25 protein-coding genes are annotated in these 21,341 nt (G+C 31.5%); 4 read left to right on the top strand and 21 right to left on the bottom strand.

Annotation, left to right across the window (positions count from 1 at the left end):
• Positions 1-2 precede the first annotated feature (2 nt).
• Both AC5SMR_RS04975 and AC5SMR_RS04980 read left to right on the top strand, forming a co-directional pair.
• Positions 3-860, top strand: coding sequence for a DMT family transporter (locus tag AC5SMR_RS04975; protein WP_494576453.1), 858 nt, complete (start codon positions 3-5; stop codon positions 858-860).
• A gap of 75 nt (positions 861-935) precedes the next feature.
• On the top strand, positions 936-2,120 hold the full coding sequence (locus AC5SMR_RS04980; RefSeq protein ID WP_006997938.1) for an ABC transporter substrate-binding protein: 1,185 nt from the start codon (positions 936-938) through the stop codon (positions 2,118-2,120).
• Positions 2,121-2,176: 56 nt separating this feature from the next.
• Here AC5SMR_RS04980 and AC5SMR_RS04985 read toward each other — a convergent pair whose 3' ends face one another.
• From AC5SMR_RS04985 to AC5SMR_RS05065, 17 genes are all read right to left on the bottom strand, one after another.
• The gene (locus AC5SMR_RS04985) at positions 2,177-2,938 is read right to left on the bottom strand and encodes a sulfite exporter TauE/SafE family protein (protein WP_494576455.1); all 762 of its coding nucleotides are present in this window, start codon (positions 2,936-2,938) and stop codon (positions 2,177-2,179) included.
• 1 nt (position 2,939) lies between these two features.
• A complete protein-coding gene (locus AC5SMR_RS04990) occupies positions 2,940-4,103 on the bottom strand; it encodes an MFS transporter (protein WP_494576457.1) in 1,164 nt (387 codons plus the stop codon).
• Positions 4,104-4,178: 75 nt separating this feature from the next.
• A complete protein-coding gene (locus tag AC5SMR_RS04995; RefSeq protein ID WP_494577403.1) occupies positions 4,179-5,510 on the bottom strand; it encodes a branched-chain amino acid ABC transporter permease in 1,332 nt (443 codons plus the stop codon).
• Positions 5,511-5,545: 35 nt separating this feature from the next.
• Complete coding sequence (locus AC5SMR_RS05000; RefSeq protein ID WP_494576459.1) at positions 5,546-6,556, bottom strand: branched-chain amino acid ABC transporter permease; 1,011 nt, start codon at positions 6,554-6,556, stop codon at positions 5,546-5,548.
• A 1-nt stretch (position 6,557) separates the two neighbouring features.
• On the bottom strand, positions 6,558-7,265 hold the full coding sequence (locus AC5SMR_RS05005) for an ABC transporter ATP-binding protein (protein ID WP_494576461.1): 708 nt from the start codon (positions 7,263-7,265) through the stop codon (positions 6,558-6,560).
• A complete protein-coding gene (locus AC5SMR_RS05010; RefSeq protein ID WP_494576463.1) occupies positions 7,265-8,059 on the bottom strand; it encodes an ABC transporter ATP-binding protein in 795 nt (264 codons plus the stop codon). Before AC5SMR_RS05010 ends, AC5SMR_RS05005 begins: the two co-directional genes overlap by 1 nt.
• 5 nt (positions 8,060-8,064) lie before the next feature.
• The gene (locus AC5SMR_RS05015; protein WP_494576465.1) at positions 8,065-8,832 is read right to left on the bottom strand and encodes a pyrroline-5-carboxylate reductase; all 768 of its coding nucleotides are present in this window, start codon (positions 8,830-8,832) and stop codon (positions 8,065-8,067) included.
• Positions 8,833-8,923: 91 nt separating this feature from the next.
• Entirely contained in the window at positions 8,924-9,574 is a 651-nt protein-coding gene (locus tag AC5SMR_RS05020) for a hypothetical protein (protein WP_494576467.1), read from the bottom strand.
• A gap of 200 nt (positions 9,575-9,774) precedes the next feature.
• Positions 9,775-10,683, bottom strand: a complete 909-nt coding sequence (glaH, locus tag AC5SMR_RS05025; protein WP_494576469.1) for a glutarate dioxygenase GlaH — start codon at positions 10,681-10,683, stop codon at positions 9,775-9,777.
• Positions 10,683-11,006, bottom strand: a complete 324-nt coding sequence (locus AC5SMR_RS05030) for an AzlD domain-containing protein (protein WP_494576471.1) — start codon at positions 11,004-11,006, stop codon at positions 10,683-10,685. Before AC5SMR_RS05030 ends, glaH begins: the two co-directional genes overlap by 1 nt.
• Positions 10,996-11,700, bottom strand: coding sequence for an AzlC family ABC transporter permease (locus tag AC5SMR_RS05035; RefSeq protein ID WP_011282333.1), 705 nt, complete (start codon positions 11,698-11,700; stop codon positions 10,996-10,998). The genes AC5SMR_RS05030 and AC5SMR_RS05035 overlap by 11 nt, the downstream gene beginning before the upstream one ends.
• Positions 11,700-12,485, bottom strand: coding sequence for an ABC transporter ATP-binding protein (locus AC5SMR_RS05040; RefSeq protein WP_020169637.1), 786 nt, complete (start codon positions 12,483-12,485; stop codon positions 11,700-11,702). Before AC5SMR_RS05040 ends, AC5SMR_RS05035 begins: the two co-directional genes overlap by 1 nt.
• A complete protein-coding gene (locus tag AC5SMR_RS05045; RefSeq protein ID WP_006997926.1) occupies positions 12,485-13,225 on the bottom strand; it encodes an ABC transporter ATP-binding protein in 741 nt (246 codons plus the stop codon). The genes AC5SMR_RS05040 and AC5SMR_RS05045 overlap by 1 nt, the downstream gene beginning before the upstream one ends.
• Positions 13,225-14,277 carry a branched-chain amino acid ABC transporter permease gene (locus tag AC5SMR_RS05050; RefSeq protein ID WP_006997925.1) on the bottom strand — a complete coding sequence of 351 codons (1,053 nt, stop codon included), beginning with the start codon at positions 14,275-14,277 and terminating at the stop codon, positions 13,225-13,227. The genes AC5SMR_RS05045 and AC5SMR_RS05050 overlap by 1 nt, the downstream gene beginning before the upstream one ends.
• Positions 14,277-15,170 carry a branched-chain amino acid ABC transporter permease gene (locus tag AC5SMR_RS05055; RefSeq protein WP_006997924.1) on the bottom strand — a complete coding sequence of 298 codons (894 nt, stop codon included), beginning with the start codon at positions 15,168-15,170 and terminating at the stop codon, positions 14,277-14,279. The genes AC5SMR_RS05050 and AC5SMR_RS05055 overlap by 1 nt, the downstream gene beginning before the upstream one ends.
• 68 nt (positions 15,171-15,238) lie before the next feature.
• Positions 15,239-16,480 carry an amino acid ABC transporter substrate-binding protein gene (locus AC5SMR_RS05060; protein WP_006997923.1) on the bottom strand — a complete coding sequence of 414 codons (1,242 nt, stop codon included), beginning with the start codon at positions 16,478-16,480 and terminating at the stop codon, positions 15,239-15,241.
• Positions 16,481-16,569: 89 nt separating this feature from the next.
• Positions 16,570-17,184 carry a LysE family translocator gene (locus AC5SMR_RS05065; protein WP_494576474.1) on the bottom strand — a complete coding sequence of 205 codons (615 nt, stop codon included), beginning with the start codon at positions 17,182-17,184 and terminating at the stop codon, positions 16,570-16,572.
• 134 nt (positions 17,185-17,318) lie between these two features.
• Here AC5SMR_RS05065 and AC5SMR_RS05070 point away from each other — a divergent pair, with 134 nt between their 5' ends.
• Both AC5SMR_RS05070 and grxC read left to right on the top strand, forming a co-directional pair.
• Complete coding sequence (locus AC5SMR_RS05070) at positions 17,319-17,615, top strand: TIGR03643 family protein (RefSeq protein ID WP_168607274.1); 297 nt, start codon at positions 17,319-17,321, stop codon at positions 17,613-17,615.
• Between the two features lie 3 nt (positions 17,616-17,618).
• Positions 17,619-17,873, top strand: a complete 255-nt coding sequence (grxC, locus tag AC5SMR_RS05075) for a glutaredoxin 3 (RefSeq protein WP_494576477.1) — start codon at positions 17,619-17,621, stop codon at positions 17,871-17,873.
• A gap of 2 nt (positions 17,874-17,875) precedes the next feature.
• On the opposite strand, the gene msrB is transcribed toward grxC, so the two are convergent.
• The 4 genes from msrB to AC5SMR_RS05095 are packed head-to-tail and all read right to left on the bottom strand — an operon-like array spanning position 17,876 to position 21,339.
• A complete protein-coding gene (gene msrB, locus AC5SMR_RS05080; protein WP_494576479.1) occupies positions 17,876-18,250 on the bottom strand; it encodes a peptide-methionine (R)-S-oxide reductase MsrB in 375 nt (124 codons plus the stop codon).
• Between the two features lie 4 nt (positions 18,251-18,254).
• Positions 18,255-19,205 (bottom strand): D-2-hydroxyacid dehydrogenase family protein, encoded by a 951-nt coding sequence (locus AC5SMR_RS05085; protein ID WP_494576481.1) that lies wholly within the window; start codon positions 19,203-19,205, stop codon positions 18,255-18,257.
• Positions 19,198-20,097, bottom strand: a complete 900-nt coding sequence (locus AC5SMR_RS05090; protein WP_494576483.1) for a DMT family transporter — start codon at positions 20,095-20,097, stop codon at positions 19,198-19,200. The genes AC5SMR_RS05085 and AC5SMR_RS05090 overlap by 8 nt, the downstream gene beginning before the upstream one ends.
• Positions 20,098-21,339 (bottom strand): NAD(P)/FAD-dependent oxidoreductase, encoded by a 1,242-nt coding sequence (locus tag AC5SMR_RS05095; protein WP_494576485.1) that lies wholly within the window; start codon positions 21,337-21,339, stop codon positions 20,098-20,100.
• Positions 21,340-21,341 lie beyond the last annotated feature (2 nt).

Below are 21,341 nucleotides of genomic sequence, written 5' to 3' on the forward strand. Positions count from 1 at the left end.
TTTTGACTATCAGACATTATTTTTTAGTTTTATTCATCATGTTTCTTTTTGGAAGTTCTTATCCAATTAATAAACTTGCATTAAATACATCCCTCACTCCTGTATTGGCAGCCTCATTGAGAATGTTTATACTTTTTGTTTGCCTTGTTCCTTTTTGTAAATTTAAAATCCCAAACAAAAAATACTATCTACCTTTAGTAGGTTTTTCTTTATCAATGGGCTTTGGTGTTTTTATTTTTTTAAATTTATCTCTACAAAAAGCAACTATGGTTGCTCCTATAATTATTGGAGCTCAACTGGCAATACCTTTTGCAGTTCTTGCAAGCTCTTTGTTTTTAGGTGAAAAAGTAACTCCTAAAATGTGGGGATTAATATTTATTTCTTTTTTTGGAATTTTTTTAATTGGTTATGATCCAAATTTAAAAAGTGAAATTTTTGCAATTTTTCTTTGTGCAATTTCTGCTTTTTTCTATGGTGTGGCGAATGTGTTTTCTAGATATATTAAAGACATAGATGTGAAATTAACAAACACAGTTATGGGCTTTACTGGTTTTATACTGCTTTTTCTTTTTTCCATTTTTTTTGAGGGAAACACAGTTTATCAATTACTAAATATTGATTTTTATACTTGGCTTTTATTACTCCATAATGGGGTGATGGTTTCTGTAATTGCACACACCTCATTATTTTATTTATATAAATTTTATTCAGTAAAGAAAATTATGCCCTTTTATTCTTTATTTCCTGTATTTGGCTTAATCCTAACGTTCTTTATATTCGGAGAAATTCCAACACTACTTAGTGTAATTGGCGGTTTAATTATAATATTTTCTGTATATAGGCTTCAAAAAATTAGATAATTCTTCTATTGAAAATTCATTTAAATAGTCTTTAATTTGATTTTTATAAATTGTTAACAATCAAAGAGGAAAATAATGAAAAAACTATTTATTGCTGCATTTATATTCGTTTCTACTTTTACAACGAATACATTCGCAGAAGTTAAAATGGGGATCATTTTAGGATTTACTGGTCCTATTGAATCTCTAACACCAGCTATGGCTGCATCTGCAGAGCTTGCATTTAAAGAAGCTTCTGATTCAGGTTCACTATTAGGTGGAGAAACTATTTCAGTAGTAAGAGCAGATTCAACTTGTGTTGATTCAGCAGCAGCAACAGCAGCAGCAGAAGGTGTTATTGCACAAGGTGTTGCAGCAATTATGGGTGCTGACTGTTCAGGTGTAACTGGTGCTATCGCATCTAATGTAGCTGTACCAAATGGTGTAGTAATGATTTCACCTTCAGCAACTTCTCCAGGACTTACAGCTTTAGATGATAAAGGCTTCTTTTTTAGAACAGCCCCATCTGATGCTAGAGGTGGTCAGATTTTAGCTGATATTACTAAAGACAGAAAAATCAAAAGTGTAGCAATTACTTACACTAACAATGACTATGGAAAAGGTTTGGCTGATGTTTATGAAGCGGCTGTAAAAGCTCATGGTATTAAAGTAACAACTGTATCTGCACACGAAGATGGTAAAGCAGATTACTCATCTGAAGTAGCAACTTTAGCTTCAGCAGGTGGTGATGCCGTAGCAGTAATTGGTTACCTAGACCAAGGAGGAAAAGGAATTATTCAAGGTTCTTTAGACTCTGGCGCATTTGATAAATTTATTTTATCTGATGGTATGATCGGTGACTCGTTAACTGAAGCTTTTGGAAAAGATTTAAATAAATCTTTTGGCTCAATACCTGGTTCAATGAATAAAAAAACAGCAGGTACTTTTGCCTCTGTTGCTAAAGCAGCAGGAATTGATTCTTCTGGACCATACACTGGTGAATCTTATGATGCAGCAGCTTTAATCGTTCTTGCGATGCAAGCAGGTGGATCAGCAGATAGAGCTTCTATAGCAAAAAATGTAATGGACGTTGCTAATGCCCCTGGTACTAAGATTTACCCAGGTGAACTTAAAAAAGGTTTAGACTTACTAGCTAAAGGTAAAAAAGTTGACTACGAAGGTGCAACTGGTGTTACTTTTACTAACGTAGGTGAAGCCGAAGGTTCTTTCCTAGAAAAAGAAATCAAAGGCGGAAAATTCAAAAATAAAAAGCAAAGATAATTAAAATCTTAGTTTTAAAACCCTCAGCAGTGAAAATTGCTGGGGGTTTTTTTTATTTAAAAATTACTAAAAATCCTAAAAAGACCAAATATCGAAATTAATATAAGAAAATAAAAAACAACTTTTCTATAAGTTTCCTCTTTGCTTTTAACGAAAAATTTATCACCAATATAAACACCTATTGGTAAAATAATAATCAGTGGAATAGTTCTATAAATAGTTGTCAGATCTACAATTCCTGCAAAAAAACTAAGAGTAAATGCATAAATATCTGTTAAAAAGAATAAGGCTGCTAATGAACCTCTAATTACTGCTGGTTGAATACTTGTAACTAATAAAAAAAGTGCCACAGGCATTCCACCTAATGTGGTTAATCCATTTAATGTTCCAGAGACTATTCCAGTAATAAGCTTTCCATAATTATTATTAATTTTTTTATTCTCATATCCTTTCATTAATAAAAATGAAAAAAATATAACTAATGTGCAAACTGACAGGTGCGTTATATCTGAAGATAAATATTTTAATAAATAAAGCCCAATAGGTGACCCAATGAGTATTCCTATCAATAATTTTAAAACAAAATTCCAGTCTATTTTGTTCCATATATATGGAACCATAAAAATACTAATAATAACTTCAAGTATTAGAATAATTGGGACTATCTCTATTGCTGGAAGAATAAAAGAAAAGCCAGAAATACATGTTGCAGAAAAGCCAAAGCCATTAAAACCTCTTATAATAGATGCAATAAATACGGTAAATATTATAAAATAGATTTCAATTAAACTCAGTTGAAGATTAGATAAAAAATCCACTCTATTTTCTTTCTTTAAAGTCTGCTCTTAATGTTGATAAAACAATTATTACTAAATATATTATACAAACTAAATTCATTGTTTTCCAACTTGTTAAGGTTAAAAAAAATCCAGCCGATAAGCTTGCTACTGCCTGAATAGAATAAACAATTAAATCATTAAAGCCTTGTGCCTTAAATTTTTCATCCTCTCTATAAGATAAAACTAGTAAACTTGTTCCAGATATAAATAAAAAGTTCCAACCAAATCCTAAAAATATTAATGCAATTAAATAATTAATAAAATTTTGCTCAAATAAACTAGTCAAAATAGTTATTAAAAATAAAAAGACACCAGCATACATTATTTTACTGTGTCCAAATTTTTTTATCAAATTACCTGTTATCAATGAAGGTAAAAACATAGCTGCGATATGAAGTTGAATTACAAAACCTGTTTTAGTTAAGCTTATTTTTTCCATTACATGCATACTTATTGGTGTGGCTGTCATTAAAAATGACATCACTGCATAAGCAAATGCAGATGCTACTAAAGCCTGCAAAAACCTTGGTTGAGAAATTAACTCCAAATAACTACGTTTAATTTTCTTGTTAACATGATTGGGTTTATGTCCATCTTCATAAAATAATAGAAAAATTGTTGAAGTAAGAGTTAAAGCAGCAAGCGCAATATAAGATCCGGCATATAAATGTTCGGCTATAAAACCTTTTGTTATATTAGCAACATTTGGTCCTATAAACGCTGAACCTATTCCTGCTAATAATATTATTGAAATAGCTTTTGGTGCCATATCCTTTTTAACAGTCTCAACTGCTGCAAAACGATATTGATGACTAAAGGCTACTCCTGCACCAAGTAAAAAACATGAAAAATTAAAAAGGATAAAACTTTCAATAATTATTGAGTAAGCCGCTAGAACAGATGATAAGGAACTCACTACAGAAGCAAACATAAAGCCTGCTCTTCGACCAATTATGCTCATAACCTTTGCTGCAAAGATTGCAAAAATTGCAATACCCACAATTGATAAAGCCATCGGTAAAGTTGATAAAGATTTTACTGGACTAAATTGAGAGCCAATTATTCCACTTAAGAAAACTGTTACAGGTGCTGCTGTAAAAGCAAAAATTTGGCTTAAAATCAGCAACCATAAATTTTTATTCATTAAAAAAAATATTTATCACCAATGTACATAGCCCAAGCTATTGCAGCTCCGAGTATAATATATTTCATAATATCTTTATTTTATTTCGATTTTTTCAGGAAGTATACCTTTAGGTCTATACCTCATGATCAGCAGAAGCCCCATCCCCATCATTAAATATCTAAAGTATGGAACGCTTTCAGTTAAATGAATTTTTAATGAATGTGTATCTGCTAAACCTGCTGTAAATAGATTAATTAAGAATAATGCAATTGGCGCTGCCTCGATCCATAGAAACCAGACTGCAAAACCTCCTAAAATTGCTCCAAAATTATTCCCACTTCCTCCAACAATAACCATAACCCAGATTAAAAAAGTATATCTCATAGGTTGGTAACTACCTGGAGTAAATAAACCATCTTGAGTAACTAACATAGCGCCAGCAATTCCAACTATAGCTGAGCCTAAAATAAAGATTAATAAATGTTGCTTGACGACATTTTTTCCCATTGCATTAGCAGCTTCTTCATTGTCTCTTATAGCACGCATCATTCTTCCCCATGGAGAGTAGAGGGCTTTTTGAGTTACTATTAACAGGACTATAACAACAATTAAAAATAAACCTGAATAACAAAGTTTTACAAAAACTGATGATCCTTCAATTACTAATTGATTAAGAGCAGCTTGTTTATCGGTAATACTAGAGATTAAATCTAATTTCCCAGAATTAAATTTTGTAACTAAATTTATAAACCATTCTTTAGTTTGCAGTTCAATTTCATAAGGTACTGGTCGATCTAGTCCAATTACATTTTTAACGCCTCTTGTTAACCAATCTTCATGCTTGATTATGGCTATAACTATTTCTGATATTAATAGTGTGGCAATAGCTAAATAATCTGCACGTAAACCTAACGCAACTTTACCAACTATAAATGCTAGACCTGCTGCAAAAAATGCACCTATGATCCAAGAAAACATAATTGGCAATCCTAATCCACCAAGAAATCCTGTTGTTGCTGGGTTAACATTTTCAATAGCCTCGATACTTGTCTCTGATGTAACTCTTATAATAATAATTCCAGCAATAATGATTGTAGCAATACCATAAGTTCTAATTTTAGATTTTTCAAAATTTTTTAATACAAAACGTATTGCAAGGACCATTGCAACTATTAACCATAAAGACATTAGAATACTAAAACCTCCCGCAACCCATGCTTCTTGTACAGGTTCAACAGAAATTAAAACTGCAGCTAATCCACCTAATGCCGCATAACCCATTAGACCAAAATTGATTAACCCTGCATACCCCCATTGAATATTTGCCCCCATAGTCATTACTGCAGAAATTAAACACATGTTAAAAATTGATAGAGCTACATTCCAAGATTGAAATATTCCAACTAAAATAATAAGCCCCAACATGATTGCATAAGCTATAATTACATTTAAATGCTTTCTCACAGTACCTTCCCTTTGAATATTCCATTTGGTCTATAAAGTAAGACAATCACCAGTATAGAAAATGAGACAGCAAATTTATAATCTGTTGATAATAACTGAACTAGGGTTTCTGGCTCCATACTTGCTGGCAAAACATACATAAAGAATTTTTTATAGGCATAAGTTAGGAATATTTCTGAAAATGCTATGACATATCCTCCTAAAAATGCTCCAAAGGGGTTTCCAATACCTCCAACAATTGCTGCAGCAAAAATTGGCAGCATGTTATTAAAGTAGGTAAATGGTTTAAAACTTTTGTCTAATCCATATAAAGCTCCACCAATTGTCGCTAAAATACCTGCAATAATCCAAGTAATCATAACTACTCTTTTTGGATCAATTCCAGACAATAAAGCTAAATCCTCGTTATCAGAATAAGCACGCATACTTTTTCCTGTCTTAGTTTTGTTTAAAAACCAAAATAAAATAGAAACCAATACAATTGTTACAAATATAGTTAATACCTGACTAGATTTAATTGCTAAACCTTCATTAAGTCCTGTCATTTCTTTAAACTCACCTGCTTTGATAATAAATTTTTCCCCATCAAAAAACCTCTGATCTGATGGACCAATTATAATTCTAACCACAGCTTGAGTTACAAACATTACACCAATACTAACCATTGCAAGTTGAACAGGAGGACTTTTACTTACTCTATAATATCTAAAAACAAATTTATCAACTAAGAGCATGTATCCAATTGTTAAAATAATTGCAAAAGGGATGGCAAGTAATGCTGTTGGTAAAACTCCTAAAGAAATTCCAAGTGATTGTAAATACCAAGTAAATAATATGGTGACCATCGTGCCAAAAGCCATCATGTCCCCAGTTGCAAAATTAGCAAACCTTAAAATTCCATAAATTAAAGTTACAAATATTGCACCTAATGCTAGTTGTGAGCCATACGTAAGTGCTGGCATAAAAATGTAATTTAATAATAATATAATTGCGTTTAAAAATTCCATACTATCCGCCTAAAAAAGAGCTTCTTACTCTTGGGTCGTTTAATAATTCTTGGCCCGTACCTGAATACTTATTTTCACCTGTAACTAACACATATCCACGATCAGAAATATTAAGAGCTTGTTTAGCATTTTGCTCAACCATTAAAATTGCAACATTAGTTCTTTTCACTTTAATTATATGATCAAATAATTCATCCATTACTATTGGAGAAACTCCAGCAGTAGGCTCATCTAACATTAACACAGATGGTTTTATCATTAATGCCCTTCCAAGAGCTACTTGTTGTCTTTGACCTCCAGATAATTCACCAACTAATTGATTTCTTTTTTCTCTAAGTATTGGAAATAGTTCATAAATTTCTTCTATAATATTTTGATAATTGTCATCTCTTAAATAAGCACCCATCTCTAAATTTTCTTCAACACTCATTCCAGAAAATACATTTTTTGTTTGTGGTACAAATGAAATACCTTCTCTCACCCTATCTTGTGGTGAAAGTTGTGAAATATCTTTACCATCAATTATAACTGAGCCTGATTTTAGATTTAAAAGACCTAGCATTGCTTTCATGGCTGTTGATTTACCAGCACCATTAGGTCCAAGAATTGAAACTATTTCGCCTCTATTTACATTAACCGAACAAGAGTTGATGATATCAGGTCCATTACCATAGCCACCTGTCATTTTTAAACCTTCAAAAAAAGCCATTAGTTCTCATCCTTTATCTTTGATCCTCTACCTAAATAGCTTTCTATAACTTTTTCATCTTTCTTAGCTTCTTCAGCAGTTCCTTCAAATAAAACTGAACCTTCTGCCATAACAATAACTGGGTCACATAATCTGCTTATAAACTCCATATCGTGCTCAATCATACAGAATGTATAACCTTCTTCCTTATTTAACTTAAGAATTGCAGTCCCTAGATCTTTAAGTAGTGTTCTATTAACCCCAGCTCCTACTTCATCAAGCAATACTAGTTTTGCATCAACCATCATAGTTCTTCCTAGTTCTAATAATTTTTTTTGACCACCTGATAAGTTGCCGGCTAATTCATTTGATAAATGTGTCAGATTTAAAAAATCAACTACGTCTTGAGCTTTTTGTTTAACTTTAAGTTCTTCAGTTCTAACCAAACTTGGTTTTAGTAAGGCTGTCATTAAATTTTCACCTGACTGATTTGCAGGAACCATCATTAAATTTTCAAGCACAGAAAGATTTGTGAACTCATGTGCTATTTGAAAAGTTCTTAAAATTCCTTTGGAAAATAATTCATAAGAAGGAACATTGGTTATATCTTCATCATTAAAAAATACTTGTCCCATTGATGAATTTAAGTTTCCTGCAATTAAATTAAACAGTGTTGTTTTTCCAGATCCATTTGGTCCAATAATTCCAGTAATTGTTCCTTTTTTAATATTAAAAGAGCAGTTTGATACTGCAGCAAGTCCACCAAAATATTTAGATAGATTTTCAATTTGTAAAATATTCTGTTCTTGATCCATGAAATTTATTTATTTAATCTTTTGTGTATACTGTTGAGTGTCTTTTCTAAAGATTTGTAAAAACCCGCTTTTGTTAACTCTTTAACTCCTTGCTCATTTAATCCTTTTGGCGTTTGTGATTCCTTTACTAAATATTTTAAATCTTTTTTAGAATTAATGACTGCATCCTCTGACAAGGATAAAAATAAAGATGTAATATATTTTTGTGCATTATCTCGTTTAACTCCTCTTTTAATTAACCAGTCTGTCATTACTCTTAGTAATTCATAAAATGGTGCCATCATTCCAGATGTTGACCAAAAATTGATTGAAGATTTTTCATTTTTAAGTTCAATGGTTGTTCCAATTTTATTAAAAAAATCTTTTACTTTTTTATTGGGTGGACAGATGGGAACGGGTCCTTTTTTTAAAGATATGGGCGGTAATGGTATAGCTCTTATAATTTTTGCTTTAACTTTAATTGCTTTTTTTAACTCTAATAAAGTGATTGTTGATATAAAACTAATGATTATTTGACTGGATCTAAAATTAAGATCTTTAATAATTCTCTCTCCTACTGTTGGAGTAACAGATAAAAAAACCCAATCACAATTATCAACTATTTTTTGATTATCTTTTGTAATTACTATTTTTTTAAATTTTTTTTGAAGTTCGTTTGCTATTTTTCTATTTCGAGCAGATATAAGGATTTTAGTAAATGATATTTTTGAATTGCAAATACCATTAATTACTGATGATGCTATTTTTCCACTTCCAATAAAACCTAGTTTCATTTTGTAAATATATCAGTATTTTTTTATATAACGTGCAAAAAAAAAGCCCCATTACTGGGGCTTTATAATTTTATTTTTTATTCGTAAATAATTAAAATGCTTTACCAATAGAAATTTTAAACGCAGTTGTGTCTACATCAGCATCAATTGTGTTCTTTTTTCCAGTAACTGCATCAGCTGTACCTGAAGTCAATTTAATTGAGTCATAATTTGTAAACTCTGCAGATGCTCTAAAGAAAACTCCAGCATCATTAGCCTTGTGTAAACCAAACCCAAAAAGTGTACCTTCAACTGTTGCATTTCCGTAAGTTGATCCAGTATTTAACACTTCATTTGTTTGAACTTTAGCTTGAGTCATTCCTGCTTTTAAGAATAATCCGTTATTAAATGTTTTCATCGCATACAAAGAAGTAAGCCCGTCAATTTCAGCTGACGCTTTGTTTCCACCAGATGTTTCCGCATCATCATCTGCTCTTGATTCAGTGTGAATATCTGCTGTTCCAGGAACGTGCTCTATTCCCAGTCCAAATCCATTGTCCGCTGCTAATTCAAAAAAAATTGATGGGATAACAGTTGTTTCTTCAACAGATTTTGTGGCTTTTTTGCTTGAGTCTTTTAATGTCTCTGTACCACTTGCTTCAACATCTGTTTGACCCAATGATAATCCAATTCTTTTTTCTACTGCATTAGCATTGGTAAATGCTAAAAGAATTGAAGCAGTAATAATCAATAGTTTTTTCATAAATCTTTCCGTTTATTAATATTAAGTAAGGTTATTTTTATAGTAATTTTGTAAGATTTGGAATTTTTATTTATAATTATAAAAAAAATTATAATATGTTGTATTTTTACAACAAAATAACCCTATAAAATAGTGCTTATTAACAAACAAATTTAATTTCTCAATCTTTAGTTGAACTAATTAAATACAATTTTTAAATTTTAAATGAAAAAAGAGCCTCTGATTCTTAATAACTCTCTACTTAGTTCTTTATTTTCCTTAAAGGGTTTTCTTCCATGCAACCAAAAATAATTATTAGCCACAATAGTTGATCCAGGTGCTAATTTAGTGATTACTTTATTCTTACTCTCCTCTAAAGCGTCTGATAATTTTTGTAAGAAAATTCCTTGATCCATATTTTTTGGTTCAGGGAATTGATCAATATAAGAAATATTTGGCTTACCGTTATCATCTGTTGTAAAAACTGGATGTTCAACTTTATATTCTATATTTTTACTTTTAGGAGATCCCCATACAAAGTTTTGTTTTCCTATGGGGTCATTAAATAAATCCTCACAATGTTCCCAGTCATCAAGATGCAACATTGCTGTTTCTCCACCCTGCACATTTTGTTCTTCAATTTTAGTCATAAGCAGCCAATCGGTGATCTCTTTGACATATGTCCCATCTGTATGGAGATCCATATTTGTGTAGGCTTTTCTCAAATACGAGTCACTTTTATCTTCGTGCTTTACAAAAAATCTTGCATAATATTTTCCAGCCATTGCGTCATGGTTTGGATTGCCAATTAAATAAGCAATTGCCGTTGATAGCTTAACTAAAAAAGTATCGTTAATTTTTGGACTTATATTTTTTGGTCCTATTATAAAGCAACCTGTATCTCTGTCTCTTATTATTGAATTAAGTAATTTGCTTAATTTATTAGAGGTTAAATCGTCTAAACTTTTGGCAATAGTAAATCTAGTAAATGGTTTATACTCTAAAGCAGTAATATCAAATTTATTGAATGGAAATATTAATTTATCTAAAATTTCATCTTCAATTCTAATATCAATTATTCTTTTTGAATTTTGATGTTCCGTTATTGTTATTCCAGAGATTTTTTTCATTAGAGATAATTACTTAGTAGTGTCATCATGATAGCAGAAATAATGGTAGGATAAACAAAATTTCTTTTTGAAATAAAAAATATGAATAAACAGAATAAAACCACGACAATTCTACTTAGATAGCTAGCATCAGACAAAATACCTGCCGGAAAAATAATTGTTCTGGCTATTAATGCAGCTAGTGTTGAGTAGGCAAGACAATTAAACCATTTAAATAATTTTGAAGTTTCTTTTATTCCTTGTGAAGAAATTGCACCTAAAAACCTTGAAGAGAAAGTTGCAAGGGACGTGACTAAGATTGCAAGAAATATACTAGTTGACATTTAGCTCTCCTATAAAATAAGCAATTGTTCCACCAACAAGTCCTCCCAATAAAATTGACCACTCTGGGGATAGAAAATAAAAAATTGGTCCTAATACCAAGCCTAAAATTACTGCAGCTGTAATTTGAATAGTTTTCATTGCCCCAACCATCATGCATAAAAAATAAATTGGATTTAAAATTGCTAAGCCCATCATCATATTCTTATCCAAATAATCAGATGCATAAAATCCTATAAAAGTTCCTATTACTGCTGTAGTCCAAGTAGCACAACCAATTCCAATCCAAAAATCAATTCTATGTTTTTTTTCAATACTTTTATAGTTACTCTTCATAATCAGCCATGCAGATACTGCTATAAAATGACATGAAAAGTAATATTTCCATTTTGGTTGGCTTTTGTGCATCATTAATGGAAACAAAGAAACAGCCATTGGATAAAGACGAGCATTAACAAACCAAACAGCTAAAAAAATATTTAATAATGAAGCTCCAACTAATAACGACTCTGCCATGACTAATGATCCAGGCAAAGCATAAGTAAGCATCGTTGAAAAAATACTTTCTTGAATATTAAATCCTAAATTTTTAAGAAGTGCACCTATAGCGATGAAGCAACATCCTAACGCAAGTGCTGGACTGTCTGGAGCTAAAATAGATTTGAAACCTTTAAAGAAAAATTCTTTATTAATCATTAACCACCAAGGAATAATCTACCAACATCAGGATTTTTTAATAAATCATCCCCTTTGCCAGCAATAGCAGTTTGTCCTGATACTAAAACATAACCAATATCTGCAAACTCTAATCCTTTTTTTGCATTTTGTTCCACCAGGATAATAGTTTTCTTTTCAGTTTGTTGAAGGTCTCTTAATATTTCAAAAACCATATCTATATATCTTGGCTCTAATCCAATTGAAGGTTCATCAACAAGTAATACAGAAGGTTTCATAACTAGTGCTCTAGAAATTTCTAATAGTCTTCTTTCACCACCAGATAAAACTTTTGCTGGTTGATTTCTTCTATTTCTTAATCTTTCATATTTTTCAAAAATTCTTTCTGCTTCTTGGTAAGACTCGTCTGTATTTTCTTTAGCATAACCACCCATTAGTAAATTTTCTTCAACCGTCATATCTGGAAAGACTGAGTTATCTTGTAGGATATATGCTATTCCACATGACCTAAGTTTTTCAGCTGGGGTTAAGTGAGTAATTTCTTTACCGTCAATTTCTATTTGTCCTGAAAAAATGTTTGTAAATCCATAAATAGAATGAAGGATCGTAGATTTACCTGCTCCATTTGGACCAATTAAACATAGCGACTGAGCTTTACTTACACATAAATCAAAATCATGTAGAATTTCCATCTTACCATAACCAGCAGATAATTTTTTTATTGTTACGTGGTTATTATCTGGAGATAGTTTTTTTAATTCTTCTGGTCCTGGTGCTTTTCCTAATACATCATATTGATTTGACATTATTGTGCTCCCAAGTAAGCGTCTAGCACACGCTTATCATTTTTAATTTCGTCTGGAGTTCCGTTTGCCAACATTTGACCATGTGCTAAACAAAAAACTCTTTGTGCTAAATTCATAATTACTTTCATATTGTGCTCTATAACTAACAGGGTAATCCCATAATCTTTATTAACACTAATTAAACGATCTATAATTCCATTAATTAATGTTGGATTAATTCCAGCTGTTGGCTCATCCAACAAGAGCATTTTAGGCTCATTCATTAAGGCCATTGCTAGTTCTAATAATTTTTGCTGACCAAAAGAAAGATCTCCTGCTCTAAGTTTTCTTTTTTGATGAAGTCCTACAAACTTTAATAATGTTTCTGCTTTATCAGTTAAATCTGAAGGTATTTTTTGGAAAACTGTTAAAATCCCATCGTTTTCAGGTTTGTGGCTGATTAGCATATTTTGAATACAGTTTAATTTTCCATAAATTCGAGTTTGCTGAAAAGTTCTAAGTAATCCAAGTTTAGCAATAACGGGTACTGGTAACTCAGATACCTCTCTATCGTTAAATTTAATTGATCCACCATCAATTGGATAGGTTCCAACTATTGAGTTAAATAAAGTAGTTTTTCCAGAACCATTTGGACCGATCAGTCCTACAATTGAACCTTGCTCAACTGACATAGAGATATCTACGTTGGCTTTAACACCGCCAAAAGATTTACTTACATTTGATATATCTAATATGGCCATTATTTTAATTCTACCTGTGCCTTTCGGTCAGCTTCATCAATTACTTCTCCAAATCTTTCAGGATATTTTTCTCTTAACCATCCCATTAATCCTTCAGGAAAATAAACAACGATTACAATAATTAAAACTCCAAGAGCTACATACTGCCAGCCTAAGAAGTAAGTCCAAAAACCTTCTTTAAATAAATGAAATAAAACAGCACCAACTAGTGGTCCCCATAAAGTTCCTTTACCACCAAGAATTGCCATTAACACCATGAACACTCCAAATGTAGGTCCTGCAAATGCGATTTCTGTAGGTTCAATATAGCCATTGATGTGACCCATTAGTCCTCCTGCAATTCCAACAAAGAAAGCTGATACCATCCAACCTATAATTTTATATCTCATAGTATGAATACCCATTGCTTCAGCTTTATCTTCATTGTCTCTAATTGCGTTTAAAACTAATCCAAATCTTGTGCTGTAAGCCCACTTTAAAGTAATAAAAGTTACAACTGCTAAACCAAAACTTAAATAGTACATAAACTGTGATGATGATGCATTCGTTCCAAAACCTTTTGGCCAAACTGGAACTGTCATACCCTGTCCTGCTCCAATAATTTCAATTCCACCAGCAATTTCACCAGCAGCTATTCCTAAAGCTAATGTACAAATTGCAAAGTAGTGTCCTCTTAAACCTAAAATTCCATAACCAATTACTCCTGCAATTATTGTTGGAATAATTCCAGCTAACAATATTCCAACTCCAAATCCTTGAAAAAATTGTGGGATAGTGTGAACAAAAGTTTTTTCTCCCCCTGCATCTGTCCACTCAGCTAGTGAAAAAAACATTGCTATTTGTGTGCTTGAGGCAACATACATTCCAACACCAAAGAATAATATATTACCAAACGTGTTGTAACCCATCTGTCCACCTTGAACATCCCAAGTCATCGCAAGTACAATTAAAATATAAAGAAACGACATCTGAAGTTTATAAGCTGGGAATATAAATGCTCCAGCCAAACCAAGAATTATTAAACCTGCATATAGAAATGTATTTTTACTCATTATTTCAGATATTCTCTTTTTCTTGATAGTTTAAATCTTCTGTAAACAAGGATTAACACGAGTAACGAGAATACAGCTGCTATTCTAAATTCTGTTCCAAGCAGATAATCAGCCCATTCCTCAAATATACCAAGACCCATACCAGATATTGCAACAGCTGGTAAATTTCCAAGTCCTGCAATAATTACAATCATGAAAGATCTAACTGTGTAAGGTAGTCCTGTATAAGGGTGCAACGTGAATGTGATTGCAATACATGCTCCTGCTATTCCACATAGTGCTGCATTTATTCCAAAAGTTGCTGCATAAACTTTTTCAGTATCAACACCTAAAATTTTAGCAGCTCTTGCATTTTGAGCAGTTGCTCTAATAGCTCTTCCTAATTTTGATTTTTTCATGTAGATGACAAGAATAATTGCCGATATCACACAAATTGCTCCTGAAAATATCTTAGCATTAGGTAGTGTCACTGAATTATCAAACAACATTGTTGTTCCAAAATTTGATTGAGCAACAACTACATCGGCACCAAATGCAAAGTTCATTAATTGTTGTGCTAAAATACTAATTCCAAAAGTTGCAAGAATTGATGTAAATAAATCTTTGTCTACTACTTTATTAATAACAAGCTTGTACATTCCCCAACCAACACAATACATAATGATTGGTGATACAATTACTCCAAAGGCTGGGTGAATTCCTGATAAATACATGAAGTAAGCGATGTATCCACCCATGATTACTAATTCTCCTTGAGCAATGTTTATTATATTCATTACTCCCCACTGCAAAGCCATTCCATAAGCAATTAATGCAAATAAAATACCAAGTAGTATTCCATCCATTGAAGCTTGGACCATTAGTATTGGGGCTTGGAAAATTAAGAAATCCATAAATTTTACTTTCTATTATTTATAAAAAAATGCCCCCTATTTCTAGGGAGCATTTTACATATTAGGTATTATCTTTTTGACCAAGATGGAATTGGGTGTACCAACTCAGCTGATGCCCATTTTGTAGGAGCAACAACTTTGTTTTCACACTTACTACCATCATCGTTACATGATACTTGGAAAAGCACCATTGGCTTAGATACGTTTTGACCACCTTCAGCAAATTTTATGTTTCCATAAAAAGTTTGCATGTCAGTTGCAGCTAAAGCATCTCTAACTTTTTTAGTATCAAATGATTGTGCTCTTTCGAACGCATCTTTAAAAACTAATAAAGCAGCAGAAGATTCAGCAGCTTGGTATGGCGGTGCATATCCGAAAGCTTTAGTAAAGTCTGCATCATACGTCATACCATCTTTAAAGAAGTTATCCGTATAAGATAGAGACTTATGCCATTGAGAAGCACAAAGCGCGTACTCAGAAGCTTTACCATGTTGCTTAGATAATTTAGCAGCATCACAGTGAGTCATTGCTAACATTTTCACATCAACTTTCATCTCTGAGATTTGTCTAACAGCTGTCAAAGCACCTTTAGTATGACCTGAAACTACAAGAACGTCCGGATTAGTAGCTTTTACCTTAGATAAAGTAGCAGCCATATCGTTAAGCTCTTTTGGTAACTTGTCATCTATAATGATTTTAGAACCTGTTCTTTTAGCAGCATCAAGAATACCTAATCTCACATCTTGAGAGAAAGCGTCTTGTTCAAATGCCATTGCAATCTTAACTGGTTTTCCACCATTTTTTTCAACTGCAAGATCAATTGCTACATCAAGATATAAGTTCGCTGGAGCTAGTACTGCAAATAAATATTTATAGCCCTTAGTGAATAACGATCTAGACGCACCGTTTGCTTCAACCATAGGAACTTGATATTTTTCAGTTACAGGAGCCATAGCTTTAGTCAAACCTGAGCTATAAGGTCCAAGCATATATTGAACACCATCTTGTTGAATTAATCTTTCTGCAAGTTGTGCTGCTCTTCCAGAGTTTGATTCATCATCGTAATAAATGATTTCAAACTTGTAAGTTTTTCCACCAACTTTAATACCACCCATGTCATTTATTCTGTCAACTGCTAAGTTATAGCCGTTTTGAGTATGAACACCATTTGACGAGTATTTTCCAGTCAATGAAATAGCTGCACCTAAAATAATTTTATCCCCAACAACCTTCGCGAAAGATATTGTTGAAGCTGAAATTAAAAGAGCAATTGCAGAAACTAAAGTAATAATTATATTTCTGATTTTCATTTTATTTCTTCCTCTATTAGTTTTAAATTTAAAAAATTATTAAACCTTTAAATTAAACTTCATACAACCACCAAGTGGAAAGATGCGACCTAATATTTTTGAATAAACGCTATAATTATTGCAATTATAAGTAATACACACGCTGAAATTGTATTTATAACTTTTGGGTTTGCTTTTATCCAAACAATTAATTTTTTAGCAAGCACAGCGTAAGCAATTAAAGATAAAAAATCTAACACAACATACGTTGTAATCAAAATAAAAAATTGAACAATATAATTTCCATTAAAGTCAATAAACTGAGGAAAGATTAATGGAAAAAACATCCAAGCTTTAGGACTTAATCCTGCAACTAAAAAACCATCTTTGAAAAAAGAAAAAAAACTTTTTGAAGAAATATTCTCTGAACTTATATCTTTGAGTCTTGAATTATAAATATCATAAGCAAGGTAGAGCAAATAAGCTATTCCAATCCACTTAAACATATTTAAAAAATTTGGATTATCGACAAAAAAAGATCCTAGTACAAAAATTACTAAAGTTGCCTGAATAATATTTGCTGTAACATCTCCAAGTGCTGTCCAAATACATTTTTGAACTCCATAATTCATAGAATATGAAATGATTACAATCCTAGGTGTTCCTGGGGTAATAAATAAAAATAAGATTATTTGTAAAAAAAGGAAGTAATTTAAGGGGAGCATTTTAAGTTTAAGGATAGTCCAAAAAAACCGGGAGCTAAAGATGGCTAAGATGGACTATCTAGATATGAAGATACCACGACCCTAAATAAAATGCATTAATCAATTTTTTCAAATATAATGATTATTAGGGATTTATGAAAAAAAAAGGTCACACCCCCATAACTAGGGTCAAAAACCCAGAACCCCATATATCAGATCCTGACTGGATCATCTGGGCTGCTTGGGCAGATCGTATTACTTTTGAGGAAATTGAGAAAAAGACTGGAAAAACAGAGGGTGAAGTTATTAAGATTATGAGACGATCTATAAAGCCGGTTTCTTTTAGATTGTGGAGAAAAAGAGTTAATCAAAAAAGTATTAAACATAAAAAAAAATTTGAATACTCCAGAAAAGAAATAACTAGTAAAATTAAAAAGAATGATTATTTATAAGATATGAAATCAGTAACTATTTATACAGGTCCACTTTGCAATTTTTGTGATGCAGCAAAAAGATTATTAACCAGAAACAATATTGAATATAAAGAAATTAATATTGCAACAGTTGATGGTGCAATGGATGAAATGATTTCAAAAGCTAATGGTAAAAGAACTATTCCTCAAATTTTCTTTGATGAACAGCACATTGGCGGCTACGATGAAACTAGAGCTTTAGAAAAAGAAAATAAACTTCAAGATCTTTTAAAATAAAGCTAATCTTTTGGCTTAAAAGTTAAACAAACACCGTTATTACAGTATCTTTTTCCAGTTGGGTTTGGTCCATCTTCAAATATATGGCCATGATGTCCACCACATTTTTTACAATGATATTCTACTCTCTCGTACCCTAATAGAGTATCTGTTTTAGTTTCAAAAGCGTCTGGTAATGATTGATAAAATGAAGGCCAACCTGAACCACTTTCGTATTTGGCTGTTGAATCAAATAATTTTTCACCACAATTAGTACAGTGATAGCTACCTTCTCTCTTCTCGTGATTTAATTCACTCGTACCAGGTGCTTCTGTACCATCTTCAAACAAAACTAATTTTTGCTCGGCAGTAAGGTCTTTGTTAATTTTTTTTGTCATAAATCTATTCTAATACTCTTAAAGGTTTACCGGCAACACATGCCTCTAGTCCTTCAATCATTTGTGTATAGAATACACTATAATTTTCTGCAGTTACATAACCAACATGTGGCATTAATAATGCGTTCTGTAAAAATCTTAATTTGTTCCCTTCTGGTAAAGGTTCCTTTTCATAAACATCAAGTCCTGCACCAGCAATAACATTAGTTGATAACGCTATAATTAAATCATCCTCATTAATAATGGATCCTCTAGATGTGTTAATTAAAAAAGCAGTTTTTTTCATTGAATCTAATTCTTTAAGTTTTATTAACTCTTTATATCTTTCTCCACCTTGGACATGAATTGATAAAAAATCAGAATTTTGAAGTAAGTCTTCTTTACTACATGGAAGAACACCCAACTCTTTACAGGTATCTAGATTTAAATTTTCACTCCAAGCCATAACTTCCATACCAAAAGCTTTACCAATTTTTGCAACTTGTGAACCAACTCTTCCAAGTCCAACTAACCCTAAAATTTTACCCTTTAACTCAAAGCCAATAGTAGATTGCCAGTAACCTTGATACATATTATCTATTTCTTCTTTAAAGTTTCTAGCTAAACCTAAGATTAAACCCCAAGTTAATTCTGTTGTACCTGCAAAATCAATCTCAGTTCCACACACTACAACTCTTCTTTTTTTAGCTGCAGCTAAGTCTATGGCTTTATTTCTTGAACCACTTGTAATGATGTATTTAAGGTCATTTAAATTATCAATTAAATTTTTTGTAATAGGAGTTCGTTCTCTCATTATCAATAATGCTTCAAAGTCAGCTAATTGTTCAATAGCATCTGCTTCGCCTTCAAATGGTTCACTAAATATTTTAAATTCATATTCTCCTGACAGTTTTTTTAGATCAACAAATTCGTGAGATACATTTTGATAATCGTCTAGGATAGCAACTTTAAGCATTTTTAATCTTTCTATTTGATAAAAGAATTCCAGTTAAAATAAATATTGCACCCAACATATGATAAAACATAAATTTTTCATTAAAAATAATCATTGCCATAATTGCACTTAATACAGGCATCATATGCAAAAAAACACCAGCTCTATTGGCACCAATTAAAGCAACTCCCTTTATCCAAAAAATAAAAGAAGCAAGACCTGGAAATAGAACTACATAAAATAAAATCATGTAAAAGTTTTGATTTAAAACAATTCTAAAGCCCATTTGATACTCTATAAAGTAAATTGGTATTAAAAAAATAAAGCCAAATGAAATTACTACTTCTAGTAAACCTAGTTGAGATAGTTCGTGTTTTTTTTTCTTTAAAAGAGCTGAATAAGTAGCCCAAGAAAGCATTCCAAAAACCATCGTGATGTCACCCTTGTTAAAGTCTAAATTCATTAATATTCCAAGATTTGCTTTGGTTATAATTAAAACAACTCCAATAAAAGAGCATGTAACGCCCATTATTTGAAAAGTATTAGTTTTTTCAATTTTTAAAATTGAAGAAATGAAAATGATCATCACTGGTATTGTTGATATCATCAACACTCCACTGATTACTTGCGTAAAGTTTAAAGAATAATAGACAATTGAATTAAAGATAGTGACGCTCGTTATTCCAAGAATTGTGTAATATTTATAATTTTCTAAAATATAACTTCTTTTATTAAATAGTTCTTGAATTGTAAATGGAGCTAAGATCAACCAAGCAAAAAGCCATCTATAAAAATTTAATGAAAATGGAGGTACTTGATATTGACTAGCAAATTTTCCAACTAAAAAATTTCCAGACCAAAATAAAGCTGCTAAAAATAAGAAAATATAAGCAACATTATTTTTATTTATCACTTAGTTAAACCTAAGAGAGCTATATGGCTTTAAATCTAAGTTTGTATTTTCTTCAGCAATCATTCCAGAGATTATTTTCCCTGAAATAGGTCCTAATGTCCATCCTAAATGATGATGACCAAAGCAATAAAAAACATTTTTATATTTTTTTGAAGGTCCTATTACAGGTAAGTAGTCTGGTAATGTGGGTCTAAAACCAAGCCACTCATCTTCATGTTCGGGTAAATCACCCATCATGTACTTTGCATTATTAATTAAATTTTTAACTCTTAATTTTGATAATGGGTTGTCTAATCCACCAAATTCAACTGTACCTACAACTCTAAGTCCCTGTTCCATGGGTGTAATACCAAATCCTCTATTTTGGAAAATTACCGGTCTACTTAAAAGATGATCGCAATTTTTAAAATGCACATGATACCCTCTTTCAGTATCTAGAGGTATTTTTTCATCTAAATTATCTGTTAATTTTTTTGAAAATGAACCACAGGCAATAACAATTTTATCAAATAAAAAGCTTTGCATTTCAGCTTTTATAACTGGCTTTTCATCATTAAAATTTATGTCTTTGATATTCATTTTTAAAAACTTGCCACCTTTTTTCAAAAACAGATCATAGAGTTTTAAAAGAATTTTCTTAGGGTTTCTCGCATGTCTACCATATTGATAATAAACACCTCCATGATAGATAGGTTTTATATTCGGTTCTAAGTCATGAATTTCTTTTGGAGTAATTACTTGTTGATCAACCCCCAGTTCATTTCTAACTTTAATCTCTAGTTCTCTGCTTTTTAAACTTTGATCGTTCCAAATATATAAAATACCTTTTTTTTCAACCAATCCTCCAAGCTCTACTTCATCAAATAATTCATCATAAGCAGGTAATGCTAAATCTAAAATTTGATGCATATTTTTAGCGGTATGCATCATTCTTTTTGTAGTACAGTTTCTTATAAATTGTAAAAACCAAGGCATCATTTTTGGAACATAGTTCCATTTTAAAGCAAGTGGACCTGTAGAACTTAAAAGCATTGCAGGGACATCAGTTAATACATCAGGTCTATTTATAGGAACAGATGCATATGGAGAAAAGTGACCTGCATTACCGTAGGATGCAGCAGGACTTCCTGGTTCATCTCTATCAAAAATTGTTACACTAAAACCTTTTTTTTGTAAAAATAAAGCATTCGAAATACCTTGTATACCAGCACCAACAATTCCAATTTTTAAATTTTTTTCCATGA

It is taken from the genome of Candidatus Pelagibacter sp. PS_28 (assembly GCF_059417885.1).